Raw genomic sequence first — 16,039 nt, 5'->3', positions numbered from 1 at the left:
ACCATGCGGTCCGGCGCCGTTTGGCCAAGCCTTTGAAATTGTCGCTATCGAAAACGGGGCCGTCGAGAGGCCAGGCATCACCTTCTGATTCCCGATGATCCGAATACGTCGAACATCATTCGGCGGCTCTTCGCCAAATCTCTGGAGAAGCCTTCTTGGCGACAGTCTCGTTTCGCCCGACGCATCGAGCGTGTCGAGGGCTTGTCTGTGCTTGCGGAACGAAAAGGGGCGGGTATCGCCTTCCAAGTAGCGTGGCTTTCAGTCTGGGAAAACAAGAGTCGGTGAAGACGCCACGGAATTGCTCGGCGGCGCACGTAAGATCACGGCCAAAAAGCGTTGTTAGCGATTGTCGTCACCGATTGAATCACGCTCCCCCTTGAATTCGGCGCTCGGGGAATTCATGCTATTACGCACACGCCAATGAGTCTCAATATCAGTACGGTTGACACATGAACGAGCCGCCCACTTCCGTTGATGCAGGCCCTAAATCGCAAATGGCGACGCGAGCCCCTGCGGTATCCGGGGCATCGCAGCTATATCAGGTCGTCTGGCGGTGGCACTTTTACGCTGGAATCCTTACCGCGCCCATCTTCTGGATCGTTACGATCACAGGTGCGCTGTATGTTTTTCAGACCGAATTGACAGCTTGGCGGGATCAGACGCTACGTGAAGTAGCGGTTGGCGAGACGCGGCTCAGCTACGACAGATTGCGCGAGTTGGCCGCCGCAGAGACTGCCCCCAACGAGTTGGAAGCGATTGTCGTCTCCGCCGACGCCGCTCGTTCCGTCGCGTTTGTTGCTCATGCCGAGGAGCAGGTCGCAGGGGAAGTGGGCGGCGAGGATCATGACCATGGTCAGGATAGGCATCAGCACATTTATCTGAATCCTTACACCGGCGAGTTGCTGGGATCAAAAATCGCGGAAGAGGACTTCTTCGCGATTGTTCTCGATCTGCATCGCTCCTTGATGATGGGAACGACTGGTCGTATTTTGTCGGAGTTGGCGACTAGTTGGGGGCTCCTTTTGCTGGCGACCGGCGTCTATCTGTGGTGGCCGCGGGGGAAGCGAAACGTCGGCGTTTGGGTTCCTCGGATAAAGGGGAAGTTATACGCCGTTTTACGGGACTGGCACGCGGTTTCGGGGCTCTATTTTGTGCCGCTCGCTGTGATTGTGATGGGGACTGGTCTGTTCTTTTCGGTCGTCATGGGATCGGCGTTTAACGCCTCGGTCAAAGCGGCGGGACATTGGGCGCCCAAGTGGTTTGCGCCAGCACTTTCGGCGCCTGTTGCGGCGGACGTGAAGCCGGCTTCTCTGGATCAAGTGGTAACGACCTATCTCTCGCATAGCCGGGGAGCGGATGACATGATCCCGATTCGCTTTGTCAAGAATCCTGATCACGCCTATAAGGCGTTTCTCATGCAGGATGACGACAAGAACAAGCTCCGCATGGTGTCGGTCGATCAATATACGGCAGAGACGATTGAAGTTGTCGATGCGGCGGATAATCCGTTTCTATACCGCGTGCGCGTCTGGGCCGTTTCGATTCACATGGGAAAGATCTTCGGGATGCCGACGAAGATTTTGGCCCTCGTGACGTCTATCGTGCTCTTCCTGTTGTCAGTGACGGGGATCTGGATGTGGTGGAAGCGTCGCCCCACCGGCAGGACCGGCTTTCCGCGTCGTCCCGTGGATGGCGCGATGCCGGCATGGGGCTGGGTCGTGATCGCTGTGGCCGCAATTGCCTTGCCGGTGGCGGGGATCTCTATGTTGGTCGTCGCTTTGGTCGATGCGATTTGGGCAACGGTTCAGCGAATGCGGGGGGCGTCATATTCCGCCATTCAATAAGCCTGGGGCTTCCAGGGAGAAGTGTTCTGACTTTCTGTTGCGCTGAACGACAGCTTTGTAGAAATTAACGACAGTGGAGTGTTGCAGATTGTCGCTATGCCGTTGATTTTTCGGGGTTTGGCAGTGCAGTCTGTTAGGGCCCGGGACTTGCTTTTGCGATCGTGCCGTTTGAAAAGGAGCGTTTCCTCGAAGCATGGTCGCTATTGCGCAGCACCGGGAAATTCGCCTCCATTCGACTATTTTTGATTGCCTCTCTTGCGGAAAGAAGTCTTAATAACTATAAAGATGAGACAGAGTCTCAGTATTGATTCCTGCCCTTGGCGCCAGCCTCTTTTTTGCCAGCCTTCCTTGGGAGACTGCTCGTTCACTTCAGCGGCTTCGCGGCCTAAGTCGAACGTGTTTGTCATCCGCAGATCGATTCGCCTAGTTTCGATCTCCCGCCCGTTTCGCCCCATTGATGCCGTGTAATCCCGGCAGTCCTAGCAAGAAGAGGTGTCCTTATGTTGTTCCGGCGTCGCGCGTTTACGTTAGTTGAACTGTTGGTTGTGATCGCTATTATCGGCGTGTTGATCGCACTGTTACTTCCTGCGGTGCAGCAAGCCCGCGAAGCCGCGCGGCGAATGTCGTGCACCAACAATCTGAAGCAAATCGGCCTTGCACTGCACAATTACGCATCAACCTATCAGGAAGCGTTTCCTAATAACGGCACGTCCGTCTCCGGCGGATATCCAAGCGATTTTTCGCCGATTGCTAAACTGCTTCCTTACATTGAGCAAGCGAATCTTTCCAATCTCGTCGACTACGGCATCTACATGGGGCATCCGGCGCTAGTTGACCTGCCGACCGATTTGCAGGGGCCGGCCGGAACCGTAGTAACGCCATTTCTCTGCCCCAGCGATCCAGGCGATTCGACTTCCGATCTGACGCTGCAATCAGGCGCCGTCATTACGGTCGCAGGCAGCAATTACTGCATGAATGTCGGTAGCGGCTTAGACGGCAACTTTCATCCTGGAAATGGAACGCCGAATGACGGGCTTTGCTGGGTCGGATCGAAGATCAAATTCGCTTCCGTGACCGACGGCACCAGTAACACAATCGCCTTCGCCGAATCGAACAAAGGTCCTGGCGGAACGATTGCTGCAGCGACGCCATCTCAGGATGTACGCAAGTATCGCGCCGCCGTTGAGTCGATTACTGCAACGCTCGCTAGTGACGCCGCCGCAGGCAACGATATTTCTTCTTCGATCACGTCGTGGGACGGAACGCGTCAGTCCTATTGGTTACGTGGTTCCGTTCCGAATGGGCCGACGCTAAACGGTTGGCTCCCTCCCAACTGTAAGAATCCAGACCTCGTTGTAGGTTCGTCGAAGGCCACTGCCGCTCGCAGTTTTCACCCCGGCGGCGCCAACGCTTGCTATGTCGACGGCAGCGTCCATTTCGTCGCCGATACGGTCGGTCTCGCCCTGTGGCGCGCCGCGTGGACGCGGAGCGGAAACGAAGTCGAGGTCGCTCGATAGCGAATCTGTCGCTATCAATTGTTTTTTTGAGCCGTGCGAAGTCGCACGGCTCAAATTGATGAATCAAAACACTACCTTTTCTGACAAGCAAGCTCCAGACAATGACTGCTCGCTCTTACGTCGTATGCGTCACTTTACTGTTGCTCGTTGGTCGCTTCTGTTTCTCCGCGGAGGAGACGAACAAGTCGCCTTCGATTTCCGTGGGAGAAAAGCGACAAGGGACGCTTCAACCCGAGGAAACTCAGGCGATCGCGCTGCAGGCTACGGAAGGAGATTTCGTACGTGGTTCGATCTCTGGATCAGGAACGATGCTGATGCTGATCGATTCCAAGAAGCAGCTTGTTCGCTGTTTGGCGGATGGTCGCGGCCCCAACCTTCCGTACATGTTTGTCGTCGGCGACGCCGGCCCCTACGAACTGCAAGTTACGTCGCAGACTGGCGGCGACTATCAATTGAGCGTCGATGCGATTGTCGCGGCGAAAGATCAGGTTGCGCCAGCGCGAGTTCTGGCAAGTCCGCGTTTGCGCCAGCTTCAGCAAACGCTCGCGACAGGCGGAACAACTGCTTCGTTCTGGGAGAAATTGGAAGCGGAGGGGACTCCGCTGGTCGAAGCCGACGGCGTGCTTCCGCCTTTGGCTCGTGATGAAGCGCTCGTCACATTCTTGTATCGTGGCGCGAAGCGAAATGTGCGCCTGTTTGGGGCGCCATCGGGAGATCATGACGATCTGCAGCGACTGGGAGACACGGACGTTTGGTATGGCAGCTATCGTGTTCCATCCGCTGCGCGTATTGATTACCGCCTAGCTCCAGATGTCCCAGAGTTGCCGGGATCTGGATGGGAGCGGCGCCGAGCGATCCTAGCGACTGCGCAGCGCGATCCGCTCAATTCGCTCGCGTTCCCTGCGGACAACATCGATATCTACGCCGGTAGTTCCGTGGTTGAACTGCCCGATTCGCCCGAAGCGCCTTGGCTCGAGCGGCGAAGTGATGTCACGGCCGGGAAGATCGAGCGGCATCGCTTCGAAAGCAAGGTCTTGGGCAATACGCGCGACATCTATTTTTATCGCCCCGCTGACTATGACCCGCAAGCTGCGGAAAACGGCTTGGCCGTTTTCTTTGACGGCGATGTCTATTTGAACGAAGTTGGGATCGATGCGATTCTTGACAATCTGATCGCAACTGGCGAAATTCGCTCGACGGCCGCGATCTTGATCAGCAATCCGTCGCCCCAAAGCCGATCGAATGAGCTTCCTTGTAATGCAAAGTTTGCGCAGTTCGTCGCCGAAGAAGTAATGCCATGGGCGAAGTCGCAAGGTTTGGACGCTGATCGGCAGCGTACGGTCGTCGCGGGAGCCAGCTATGGTGGCCTGGCCGCCGCCTATCTTGGATTAGAGCATCCCGAATTGTTTGGCAACGTCTACAGTCAGTCTGGATCATTTTGGTGGGCGCCAAATGCGCTGAACGCTTCCGTCACCAAACCACCGGCCGAGTGGTTAACACGTGAATATGTGACCTCTCCTCGTCACGAGGTCAAGTATTTTCTAGAGGCAGGTTCGTTTGAAGCGAATGACCGAATCGGCAGTATTCTGACAACTACCAAGCACTTGCGGGACGTGCTCGAAGCGAAGGGGTATGACGTGCAGTTTCGCGAATTCCCAGGCGGTCACGGCTTTTTCTATTGGCGTTACAACCTGCCGCGGGGATTGATCGACGTGCTGTGTCCAGAAATGACGGCCGTAATCAAGATGAAATAGTATTTGATAATGGCGCCCCGATTCGCTGCCGGCAGCGGAGAACGAAGCCATGCTGATGTTCGTGCAAACGACAAGCGCGTCGCTTTCAACGACACGGCAAACTTGCGTATTGTCGCTGCGATCGCAATTTCTCTACGAATCGTTATCTCCTGATCGTTGGCACGTACTTTGCTTCCAAACTTTTTACTGAGTCGCGAAAGAAGCGATGTTCGCGATTCGGGAAATAGATCGAAGCCTCCAAGGTCAGAGGAACAGAATGAGAGTCACGCGGCGCGGATTTACGTTGGTTGAACTGCTGGTAGTGATTGCAATTATCGGTATCCTCATCGGACTGCTATTGCCAGCGGTGCAACAGGCTCGCGAAGCGGCCCGACGGATGCAATGCACGAACAACCTGAAGCAAGTCGGGTTGGCGTTTCACAACTATGCCGACGTCCACAAGGGCTTCCCGCAATCCCGGATTACAGGTCCCGCGACGCTTCCCGACGGAACTTCGGTGGGAAATGCCGTTCGATCCGGCTGGCCAACCGCGATTCTTCCATACATTGAACAGGGGAATCTTAACGATCAGTACGACCATAACCAGCCGTTCTTCGCCACGGTGAACGTAACGGCGATTAAGACAGTGATTCCGATGTTCATTTGTCCGTCCACTCCAAACGGCGATCGAAGCGTACCGGTGGGATATGGTCCGACCGACGCTCAGTTGATCTCGGGAGCGACGGCGGCGCCGGGAGACTACTACGTTCGATTGCAGACGATCAGAAACTCGCAAGGGGCGGTGGCGAACGCTGGGTTTGATTCAAATGCCGCGACCAGATTGGCCAAGTTTACGGACGGGCTTTCCAACACGGTGCTCGCCGGAGAAGTGGCGGCGCGACCGCAACTCTACTACAAGCGTCAAGCCCAATCGGGACAAGTTACGACGCAACAAGGCTGGTCATGCTGGGCCGGACCACAAGCGCTCCGACTTTACACCTATTCGCCTGACGGGACGCAGGAGCAAGTCGACACGGCCGGTTCCGAGACCTTCTACTCGTGCGTAATCAATTGTGCAAACAAAATGGGGATTTACAGCTTTCACTCTGGCGGCGCTAACGTTGGGCTTTGCGACGGCAGCGTCCGATTTCTGCCCGAATCGACTGATGTCGACATGGTAATGGCGATGCATACGCGCGATGGACAAGAGGTGATTACCTGGCCGTAGGGGCGAGCGTGGATCGGTTACGCCATCCTCGCGTTTACAAATATTGGGATCTGGAACATGTCGGAAAATAAAGCAGTTGTCTCTCGCGCTATTGCTCAAGGAGAGGCGAAGTCGATCGGCGTTCCCTTGCGAACGACCAAGCTTGTCAAGACCTTTCGCCAGGGGACTAGTAGCGTCCGAGCGCTCAACGGCGTGTCGCTCGAGGTTCCGCAGGGACAATTCACCGCGATCATGGGAGCCAGTGGCTCGGGCAAGAGTACGCTCTTGCACGTAATGGGTGGTTTGGCGCGTCCTGATTCGGGAGATGTTTTCGTCGAAGGAGAGCGACTCTCGTCGCTTCCCGATGCGAAGTTAACCGACTTTCGCCGGCGCCGCATCGGGCTTGTCTTTCAGCAGTTCAATTTGATCCCGGCGTTGACCGCGATTGAAAACGTGATGCTGCCGCTGATGGCCGGTGGCGCCGCGGCCAATGGCAAGTCGCGTGAGCAGGCCGTTGCTCTCTTAGAGCGGCTCGGCCTCGGAAATCGCCTGACGCATCGCCCCGACGCGATGAGCGGCGGCGAGCAACAGCGGGTCGCCATCGCGCGGGCCTTGATCACCGACCCGGCGATCGTCATGGCGGACGAACCGACCGGGAGTCTCGATTCGGCCAATGGACGCGCGATTTGCGAATTGCTAAAGGAGCTGAACGAAAAAGAGGGACGGACGATCGTCGTCGTCACGCATGAGCCGGCGGTCGCCGCCTGGGCGGGACGGGTCGTGATCATGAAAGATGGCGCTATCTGCACCGAGTGGTTAGCGGATGGAGTACAAGATCCCCATGAATTGGCCGGCCGATATCAAGATATCGTCTCTGGTTCTTCCTTGGCGAAGGCAACATGAGTTTAATTCTACGATTGTTTCTGGCGCATGCGCGTCAGCAAAAAGTTCGTCTGGCATTGACCCTGACGGCGATGATTGCCGCGATTGGCGTTGTCTTGTGGGTCGTATCGGCGTACGAAAAGATCGCTTCGAAGTTCGACGATCAGACCGCCAATTTCGTCGGCAGTTACGAAGTCTTTGTGATTCCGAAAGAACTGGATGACCAGCTCTCGGCGGAATTGTTGGCGGAGCTCGAAAGCGATCAAATGATCGCCGAGGTTAATCCAGTCGCCCAGTTTCGGATGGCGATTCGTCGCGTCGGACCACCGCCAGAGGGCTCCGGTCCGCCAGGACGTGGAATGGGACGGATGGGGCCGACCGTGGTCGGCACTTCCGCCGGCGAACCTCGTTATCCCTTGACTGACGGTCAATGGCTGCACGAAGGTGCAACCGACGAAGCGGTTGTTAGCAGTGGAATTGCCGAAGCGCTCAAAGTCCGACCTGGCGATTCGATCGAGATTGTCGACAAGGAGAAGCGCCCATTTCCTTTCACCGTGGTTGGCGTCGTCGAGCAAGTGGATGACGTTGAGTTCGCGATGATGCGTACGAAAGGGGGCGCACCAGGCGGCACGAATCGTGGCCCCGCTTCGCTAGCCGCGTATGTTCCGATGAGCGCCGTTGAAAAGTTTACGGGCTCCGCGCCGGCGATCAACCTGATCGAGATTCGTCTGGATGGAGCTGCGAAATTGGATCAATTGGGGCAACGAGTCGACGCCGTCGCAGATAACGCCGAGCTGCTGCGGCCGGAGGATATCCAAGCAAAGATCGCCGGCGGGTTTGAAGCGGAAGGGGCTCGCAAACAGGCCTACTTCGTCACCGCGTTGTCGATTCTCGCTTCGGCGTTCATTATCTTCACGACGCTCAGCATGGGAGTTAACGAGCGGGCTCGTCAGTTAGCGGTGTTGCGAGCCGTCGGTTTGCGCCGCACGCAAGTTGCGACTCTCGTCCTGACCGAAGCGCTCGCGCTTGCTCTATTCGGCTGGCTGGGGGGACTTCTTGGAGGCTGGATTCTGCTGCTCGCGTTGGCCAGTGCGACGCCGCAGCTGTTTCCCGATGGCGTGACTCTGGGAGGAACTAGCGTTTTACTCACCGCAGGCTGCTCGCTATTGGGGGCGATGTTGGCGGCAATCTTCCCGATTTGGAAAGCGACGCGGATCAGTCCGCTTGAAGCGATGGCGCCGTTGCAGGTCGCGCCGGGCGGATTTCGCTCGTATGGCGCGGTCGGCCTTGTGAGTCTCGTCCTGATTGGGATCAATCCTCTGCTGGTCTATTTGCCGTCGCTGCCTGAGACGCTTCGCTTGGCGCTGGTGCTTTTTGTTGGTGCGCCAGCGACGATCGTCGGATTCATCCTACTTGCGCCGCTGGTCGTTTTGGTCGTTGAAAAGTTAATCAGCCCAATCCTCGCGACTGTGATGCGGCTCCAAAACAATCTGGTGCAAACGCAACTAAGCACCAACATGTGGCGCAGCGCCGGCATCGCCGCTTCGCTGATGTTGGGATTGGGACTATACACCGCGACCCAGGTGTGGGGCTGGTCGATGCTGAGCGGATTCTTGCCGGGGCGGTGGACGCCGGACGTGATCGTCAAGTTTGATCCCGGCTTGCCGGTCGAAGCAGTGGAAAAAGTTCGCCAAACAGAAGGCGTGTTGATCGATCAGTTTCTGTCCGTAGCGGTCGAACAAACAAAGCTGGTCGGCGATCCGCTGAAAAGCCGGCAGCAAGACTCCGCAGTTCGACAGGATAACGTTTGTTTGATCGGTTTGGATGCGGCGGCCGGACTCGGCGGCGACCGACCTCTTTTTCCGCTCGATTTCGTTCAAGGAAGCCGTGACGAAGCAATCGCCAAACTCAAACGGGGGCGCTACTGCATCGTTCCCGATACGTTTCACAAGTTCGCCGGACTGAACTTAGGCGACAAGATTGGATTTATCCCACCGAACGACCCGGATCATCCGATCGAATATGAGATCGCCGGAATTGCGGCGATGCCAGGTTCTAACTGGATCACAAAAACGACTGGGTTGCGACGCAATTCTGTTCGCACGGCCGGGTTGGCTTTCGCGTCCGAGCAGCAAGTTCGCGACGACTTCGTATTGCCGCGACGCGAGTATTTCTGGCTTAATACTGCTTCCGGCGTGACTGCCGAGCAGTTGCAAGAGCGCCTGCAATCTCTCGTCTCCGTTTCGTCCCGCGGCGGACGACCGGAAGGGAAAGAACGAGCAGACGGCCAAGAGAATCGTCGACCTCCGATTGCAGCGGCGACCGATGGACCAACGCGACGCGGTCCAGGCGCCGGCGGACGACGAGGCGACGGTCCCATTCAGGTTTCGTCGATCAAAGAAGTTCGTGACGGCATGCGTTTGCGGGCCGGAGCGGCGATCAGCGCAATGGGTTGGCTCCCTCTAATTACCTTGATCGTCGTTTCGCTCGGTATCGCCAATACGATCGCGGCGTCGGTGCGTGCTCGTCGATGGGAGTTTGGCGTGCTGCGGGCTGTCGGTCTAAAGCGATTGGGATTGAGTCGACTGGTTCTCTCTGAGGCGCTGTTGATTGGCGTCGTCGCCAGTCTGCTCAGTTTAGCGTTTGGCGTTATCGTCGGTTGGAGCTGTTTGGGATTAGTGCGTTACGTGAGTAACGCCTGGTTTGAAGGAGTCGCGACGACGTTGATTATTCCCTGGAATTCGCTCTGGTTCGGTTACGTGTTAACGTTCGTGCTCTGCACGATCGCGGCGCTTTGGCCAGCGATTTCCGCCGGTCGGACCGAACCGCTGACTTTGCTGCAAGCCGGACGAGCCGCGACTTAGCCCGGCCTTCAAACGAACTTCCTGCTTATTTAGGAAATAGCAAGCGTATGTCCTCGGAATGTCTGCCGTTGGAAGTCAACGGCGTCGTAAAACGTTATCGGCAGGGATCAAGCGTCATTGAAGCGCTGCGCGGAGTGCAATTGACGATCCGCCCCGGCCAGTTCATCGCAATTATGGGAGCGTCCGGTTCTGGCAAGAGCACGCTGCTGCATGTCATGGCGGGATTGACCGATGTCGACGCAGGCCAAGTGCTGGTCGACGGCCGCGATTTGGGGAACTTGTCCGACGCACAGCTGACCAGTTTTCGTCGAGATCACATCGGGCTCGTATTTCAGGCGTTTAACCTGATACCCGCCTTGTCGGCCGAGGACAACATCCGTTTGCCGGCGATTGATGGTCCAGAGTTGTCGCCCAAAGTAAACGCCCTACTGGATCGGCTGGGAATGTCCGAGCGCAGAACGCACAAGCCGGGCGCACTGTCGGGCGGTGAGCAACAGCGAATTGCGATCGCGAGAGCGCTGATATGCGATCCAGCGGTTGTCTTGGCGGACGAGCCGACCGGAAGTCTCGACTCGGTTTCGGGGCAGGAGATCTGCCAACTACTTCGCGAGCTTTGCGACGAGCAGGGGCGGACGATTGTGATCGTGACGCACGAACCGCATGTAGCGATGTGGGCTGATCGCGTAGTCGTGTTGAAGGATGGCGCCAATTTGACTGAGTTCGCGCCGTCTGGCAAACGCGACGCCCAGGAACTTGCGTTGAGTTACCAGTCCGCTTTCTCGCCGGTCGCCGAGGCGAGCCGATGAGCAAAGTTGCAAAACTAGCGATCGCGTTTCTACGCGAACACCCCACGCGCGTCGTGTTGACGTCGCTGGCGACGACGGCGGCCGCCTGCATGGTGATTTGGCTAGCGTCGGGCTATGACGCGCTGCTGCAGTCGTTTGATCAGTGGGCCACTGTGGCGCTGGGTCATTACGAACTTTCAATCGCTCCGATTTCCACCACCGAGCTGACCGCGGTTCCGCAAGAAGTCGTCAAGGCGATGCGGGCAGACTCTTCCGTTGCGGTCGCTGACCCAATGTGGTTGAAGCGAACCGTCGTCCGTGGAAACGCCAAGCCGTTTGATCCAACCGCGCCCCGCAATGAAATCAAACAGGGGCGACTTGAGGAAGGCCCGCCAAACGTTCGCTCCGAATACTCGGTCTTGAGCAGTTCGACCGCCAATCCGCCGTTTGACGTCGAGGGGGAGTGGCTGGACGCCGATCAATCTGACGCGTTGGAGGTAGTCGTTCGAAGCGATACCGCCCAGCGGTTGGAAGTGACGACCGGCGACTTCATTACCGTCTCGTACAATGATAAGACATGGAAGCTGCAAGTCATCGGCTTGCTGAAAGCCCCGTCGTTGGGCGCCGGAGCGTACGCCGTTCCCAATATGCTAACGCCGAGCGCCGGCGACATCTTTATCGCGACGCAGTTAGGCGAAAAGATTTTCGGCCAGCCCGCGCAGATCAGCTTTCTCGGACTTGCCATGGCGCCAGACGCCGACGTGAATCAATTTCGCTTCAGTTGGGCCCCGAAGCTGAGTCGTTTTGACGTGCCCGTGCAGTTTCAAGAGGCGTATGAAATCGAGGAGGCGCTCGACGAAAGCGCCGCCGCCGATAACCTGCGGATGCAGTCCTACGCCGGGACCGGCATTTCATTGCTAGTGGCGATGTTGGTGATCTTCTGCACGTTGAATATGGGCGTCACCGAGCGCGTCCGGCAGTTCGCTATTTTACGGGCAGTCGCGCTGACGCGGCGGCAGGTGTGCCTGTTGATCTTCGCCGAAGGCTTGTTGCTTGCGACGATCGGTTTTTTGGGCGGCTTGCTCATCAGCTGGCTCATGCTCAGCGGCGTCTCGCTTGCTGTTCCTGGAATATTGCGACACGGCGCCACCATCGGCGCTTCCAGTTTGACGCTCGCCGCCGTTGCGACCTACGGCGGCGCGATCTTGGCCGCCGCTATTCCCGCTTGGCGCGCGACGCGAGTCCGGCCTGTAGACGCGATGGCTCCAACGGCGCAGTCAGCTCCGATGGGGTTACCCACTCCGCTGATTCTCTTTGGCGTGGCGCTGATTCCAGTGAATCCCATCATCACGTTCATCTTTCCCCCAACGGCCGAAACGCAAGTGCTCAGCTACTTCGGCATCGGTTCCGTTTCCATGGCGATTGGGTTTGTGATGATCGCGCCCACGGTCGTGTTCCTGGTCGATCGTCTCATGGGACCGATACTGGCTCGGGTATTAGGAATCGACGCCAAGCTGCTCGAGAGTCAAATCACGAGCCAACTGTGGCGGACTACGGCGGCGTCGATCTCGTTGGCGGTCGGCATGGGACTATTCATTAGCGTCCAAGTTTGGGGATTTACCATGCTGGACGGATTTCTGGTCGGACCTTGGGCTCCGGATGCTGTTCTAGCGTTTCCGAAAGGGGGACTACCGCTCGAAGACGTCCGGAAGATTGCCCAGATCCAAGGTGTCAATCCTCAGCAATGCTTGCCGATTGTCGTCGAACAGCCCCGATTTGTCGAAGACTTGACCGGCAGCGCAGAACGTCCCTCCGTGATTAGACAAGACAATCTGGTTATTGTGGGAATCGACCCGGATGCCGCTTTTGATGGATCGAACCCGCTTTTCGATTTGGAGTGGGTTGCGGGTACGCCGCAAGAGGCGGTGCGTCAAATGCGAGCCGGTCGCGCCTGTATTGTGCCAGATCATTTTCTTGCCGAAAGCGGGCTGCATGTTGGCGACAATTTCGATCTTGCGCCGCCCGAAGACGCGGGAGGCTCGGTGCGATACGTAATTGCAGGAGCAGTACGTCTCCCAGGTTGGCACTGGCAAACCAAATTGACCGGTTTCCGCTCGCGAACGCATCGCGCTGCGGCGCTCGCCTTTGCGAACTATGACGTCGTTGCAGAAGATTTTGACTTTTCAACGGCGACGCACGTCTGGTTAAATTTCGCTTCTACCGATGTGAATCCAGACCAAATCGCGGAAGCCGCCGAAAGGATTTTGGCCGTGGATCGCCCACCGATCGCTGCGACAAGCGAAGTCGGCGACGGCGTGAAGATTATGCCGGTCGAAAAAATCCGGCAAATGACCCGCAACAACGCCGCCCGCTGGATCTGGGCCGTCAGCCAACTTCCGATTGCCGCGGTGGCGATTGCGGGCTTCGGAGTTCTTAACGTCATTCTCGCTTCAGTCCGCGCGCGCCAATGGGAAATGGGAGTTCTTCGCTCGATTGGCATTTCGAGGTCGGCAATTTTGCGAGCGATTGTCGCCGAAGGGGCGATGATCGGAATCGCCGCCAGTCTGCTCAGCGTGAGCTTTGGCGTGATGGCAGGCTGGTGCGGCTGCGGAATCGCTCAGTATGTCAGCTTCTTTGGAGGTTTGCATCCCGCGCTGAATATTCCCTGGCCCGCAGTCTCGCTCGGCCTGCTATACGTCATGGCGCTATCCACTTTGTCCGCGGTTTGGCCGGCCCTTTCTATCAGTCGGCTAAGTCCATTGACGCTGCTCCAGCGGGGCCGAGCAGCCATTTGACGAGAGGTGATTTCCTCCTATGACAAATCGCAGCACGACCATTATGCGCTGATCGATTAACGTCCCCCTGAATGTATTGGGTTCGACGATTCGGAACCCGCGTCGCCCTATTTTGATCGTCGGAATTGACATGCATGGCCCTGCCGCACCGCAAGGGGGGCGGGAAATGGAGACGTGTAAACTTGCCGCCTATGTTGACAAGTTTCTGGGAGAATTTCGTGTTGAAATTCTCGACACCTCAGTCGACTTGGGTGACATCGGTGCTGAGCCGATCCAGTTCCGAATACCCTAGCGGCAAGCAATCAGCGGCCCCAGCTGTTTCCCTTCGCCGGGAAAAATCGGGCTGGTCGCACGAACCGCGAATTACCTACCACAATTATGCAAGTTTGGCGCGGTAACTGCATCGTGCTTGTGGACTTCGGAAGAGATAGGTTGGGAACGTACGCTTACTCGGCTGGCGAAAATTTTTGGAAGCACAACGAGCGCGAGTACCTACTGGATTGTCGCTTGATTGGGGCGTCGTCGGCAGCATCCGCGAATCGATTACCAGGATTTCGTACGTTGGGGGCGGCAGACTTCATGTTGAAGTTGCTGCCTCACTTGCAGTGGGGCGCTCGCGTATTAGAATAAAGGCTCAGAAATTGAGACGTAGTATCAAATGTAGTTGGGTCGCACGTGCCGACTCCCTATGCCCCCCTGCCTGAACGGCTTTCTTCTGAAGCCCTCCACGCGTTGGACCAACAACCAAAAAGTCCAACGGCACGTTCGGTGACGAATTCGTGTCAGGTCAATGCTTGTGCGAGTTGATTCGCCCGACAGCGAGCGTGCTTGGGAGATCCCACTCGAACGTCCTATCCCTAAACATAAAATCGAAAGGCAGCTTCCCCCGTGAAAACGCAAATGTCCCCGATACGACGCGGATTTACGCTTGTTGAATTGCTGGTCGTCATCGCGATTATTGGCGTTTTGATCTCCCTGTTGCTCCCAGCCGTTCAACAAGCGCGGGAAGCCGCTCGGCGAATGCAGTGCACGAATAACCTCAAGCAATTAGGATTGGCGATCCACAACTATCACGACACCCATCGATCGTTGCCGTTTCCCGACATGGGAGTCACCTACAACAGCGGTCATTGGGTCAGCAGTTGGGGTTTGGCGATCTTGCCGCAGATGGAGCAAAGCGCCGCCTATAACCTGTTTGATCCGACCGCCGCGAACGGCGTTTCCGATCAGGCTAATCAGGTAGTCGTGGGAACCGAGTTGACTGCGTTCAACTGCCCGTCGACACCGCGGGGAAGCGGACAAATTCAAGGGATTATCGAAGACCAGTCGACCACGGACTTGAACAATGACTTCGTTGCCGGAACCGGCGACTATTTCGTGGCGCGCAGCTTTCGCGACGATACGATTACTCCCCGAGAAATTGTCGGGGCTCTATTTGACGGCAGCTATCAATCGACAGTCGGCTTTAGCGCCATAACTGATGGCCTATCGAACACGATGTTCTTCTTCGAGCGAAGCAATTTTCCAAACGTGGTGAAAGCGAACGGTTCGCCAAAAGACGTTAGCGAGTACAGCTACCAGCAAGTGGTCGACACGAATTTTCAAGGCTGGTGGGCGTCGACCCAGCATGACCGAATTCGCAGTTGGAACTTCGACGGCACGATTTACTACGGTCCTTGCGTAGTCAACTGCACCAATGACTGGGGCGGCGCCTATTCGTTCCATGCCGGCGGCATGAATGCGTCAGCCGGGGATGGCTCGGTCCGTTTCGTTAGCGAGACGGTCGACAAACTTACGTTTCGCGCCTTTGTCGGACGCAACGAAGGGGAAGTGCTAGGTGAATTTTAGTCACTTGTCGAATGGAAGCTCGCAAGCCGCCTGAAGAGAAAACGCAACCAATGATCGTCTATCGAACCACCGTTTGGGCTTTGCTCGGGGTCGCCGTGCTCGCCGGGTGCAACAATCGCCGCGCTTATGAGACAATTCCAACGATTCCCACCTCCGGAACAATCACGGTAAACGGCGTTCCGGCCAAGGGCGCCATTGTCCGACTTTACCCGAAGACGAAGCAAGCCGGCGTCAATTCGCCGCTTGCACCTAGTGGGCGAGCAGATGCGTCCGGCAAGTTTCAACTGACAACTTATTCCGGGCCAGACGGAGCCCCGCCCGGCGATTACCTCGTTTCGATCGAATGGCCCGATCCCGCTTGGCGACCGCCAGGCGGCGGAATGGCGCCTCCGCCGCCGGATCGCCTGAAAGGGCGCTTCTCAAACCCTCAGCGTTCGAAGATCGAGGTCACCATCCAGGAAGGCGACAATGAGATTGAGCCGATCGTGCTGGAAGAGGTCGCCATTCTGAAAGGATCGTCGCTTCAATGAGGGGCGATCGCAACTGCGTCGTACGCGTTTAAAG

At 57.0% G+C, this 16,039-nt stretch carries 10 protein-coding genes; all 10 read left to right on the top strand.

Features of this window, described 5'->3' with window-relative positions; all coding sequences use genetic code 11:
* The first annotated feature begins 449 nt into the window (after positions 1-449).
* The 10 genes from DSM3645_RS17480 to DSM3645_RS17430 all read left to right on the top strand — a co-directional run bounded on the left by DSM3645_RS17480 (position 450) and on the right by DSM3645_RS17430 (position 16,005).
* Positions 450-1,844: a PepSY-associated TM helix domain-containing protein gene (locus DSM3645_RS17480; protein WP_040351936.1), complete on the top strand. Its 1,395-nt coding sequence runs from the start codon at positions 450-452 to the stop codon at positions 1,842-1,844.
* A 500-nt stretch (positions 1,845-2,344) separates the two neighbouring features.
* Positions 2,345-3,361 carry a DUF1559 domain-containing protein gene (locus DSM3645_RS17475; RefSeq protein ID WP_002653592.1) on the top strand — a complete coding sequence of 339 codons (1,017 nt, stop codon included), beginning with the start codon at positions 2,345-2,347 and terminating at the stop codon, positions 3,359-3,361.
* Between the two features lie 101 nt (positions 3,362-3,462).
* Positions 3,463-5,115, top strand: a complete 1,653-nt coding sequence (locus DSM3645_RS17470; RefSeq protein ID WP_002653591.1) for an alpha/beta hydrolase — start codon at positions 3,463-3,465, stop codon at positions 5,113-5,115.
* A 256-nt stretch (positions 5,116-5,371) separates the two neighbouring features.
* Positions 5,372-6,322 (top strand): DUF1559 domain-containing protein, encoded by a 951-nt coding sequence (locus DSM3645_RS17465; protein ID WP_002653590.1) that lies wholly within the window; start codon positions 5,372-5,374, stop codon positions 6,320-6,322.
* 57 nt (positions 6,323-6,379) lie between these two features.
* Entirely contained in the window at positions 6,380-7,204 is an 825-nt protein-coding gene (locus DSM3645_RS17460; RefSeq protein ID WP_002653589.1) for an ABC transporter ATP-binding protein, read from the top strand.
* Entirely contained in the window at positions 7,201-10,047 is a 2,847-nt protein-coding gene (locus tag DSM3645_RS17455; protein WP_002653588.1) for an ABC transporter permease, read from the top strand. Before DSM3645_RS17460 ends, DSM3645_RS17455 begins: the two co-directional genes overlap by 4 nt.
* A gap of 47 nt (positions 10,048-10,094) precedes the next feature.
* Entirely contained in the window at positions 10,095-10,853 is a 759-nt protein-coding gene (locus DSM3645_RS17450; RefSeq protein ID WP_002653587.1) for an ABC transporter ATP-binding protein, read from the top strand.
* Positions 10,850-13,627, top strand: coding sequence for an ABC transporter permease (locus DSM3645_RS17445; RefSeq protein ID WP_002653586.1), 2,778 nt, complete (start codon positions 10,850-10,852; stop codon positions 13,625-13,627). The genes DSM3645_RS17450 and DSM3645_RS17445 overlap by 4 nt, the downstream gene beginning before the upstream one ends.
* Positions 13,628-14,527: 900 nt before the next feature.
* Positions 14,528-15,475: a DUF1559 domain-containing protein gene (locus tag DSM3645_RS17435; protein WP_040351935.1), complete on the top strand. Its 948-nt coding sequence runs from the start codon at positions 14,528-14,530 to the stop codon at positions 15,473-15,475.
* Positions 15,476-15,525: 50 nt separating this feature from the next.
* On the top strand, positions 15,526-16,005 hold the full coding sequence (locus DSM3645_RS17430; protein ID WP_116344518.1) for a carboxypeptidase regulatory-like domain-containing protein: 480 nt from the start codon (positions 15,526-15,528) through the stop codon (positions 16,003-16,005).
* The last annotated feature ends 34 nt before the right edge of the window (positions 16,006-16,039 follow it).

Source organism: Blastopirellula marina DSM 3645 (genome assembly GCF_000153105.1).
Lineage (GTDB): Bacteria > Planctomycetota > Planctomycetia > Pirellulales > Pirellulaceae > Blastopirellula > Blastopirellula marina.
The sequence above is the reverse complement of the archived record's forward strand: the minus strand, read 5'-3'. Positions and strand labels throughout refer to the sequence as shown.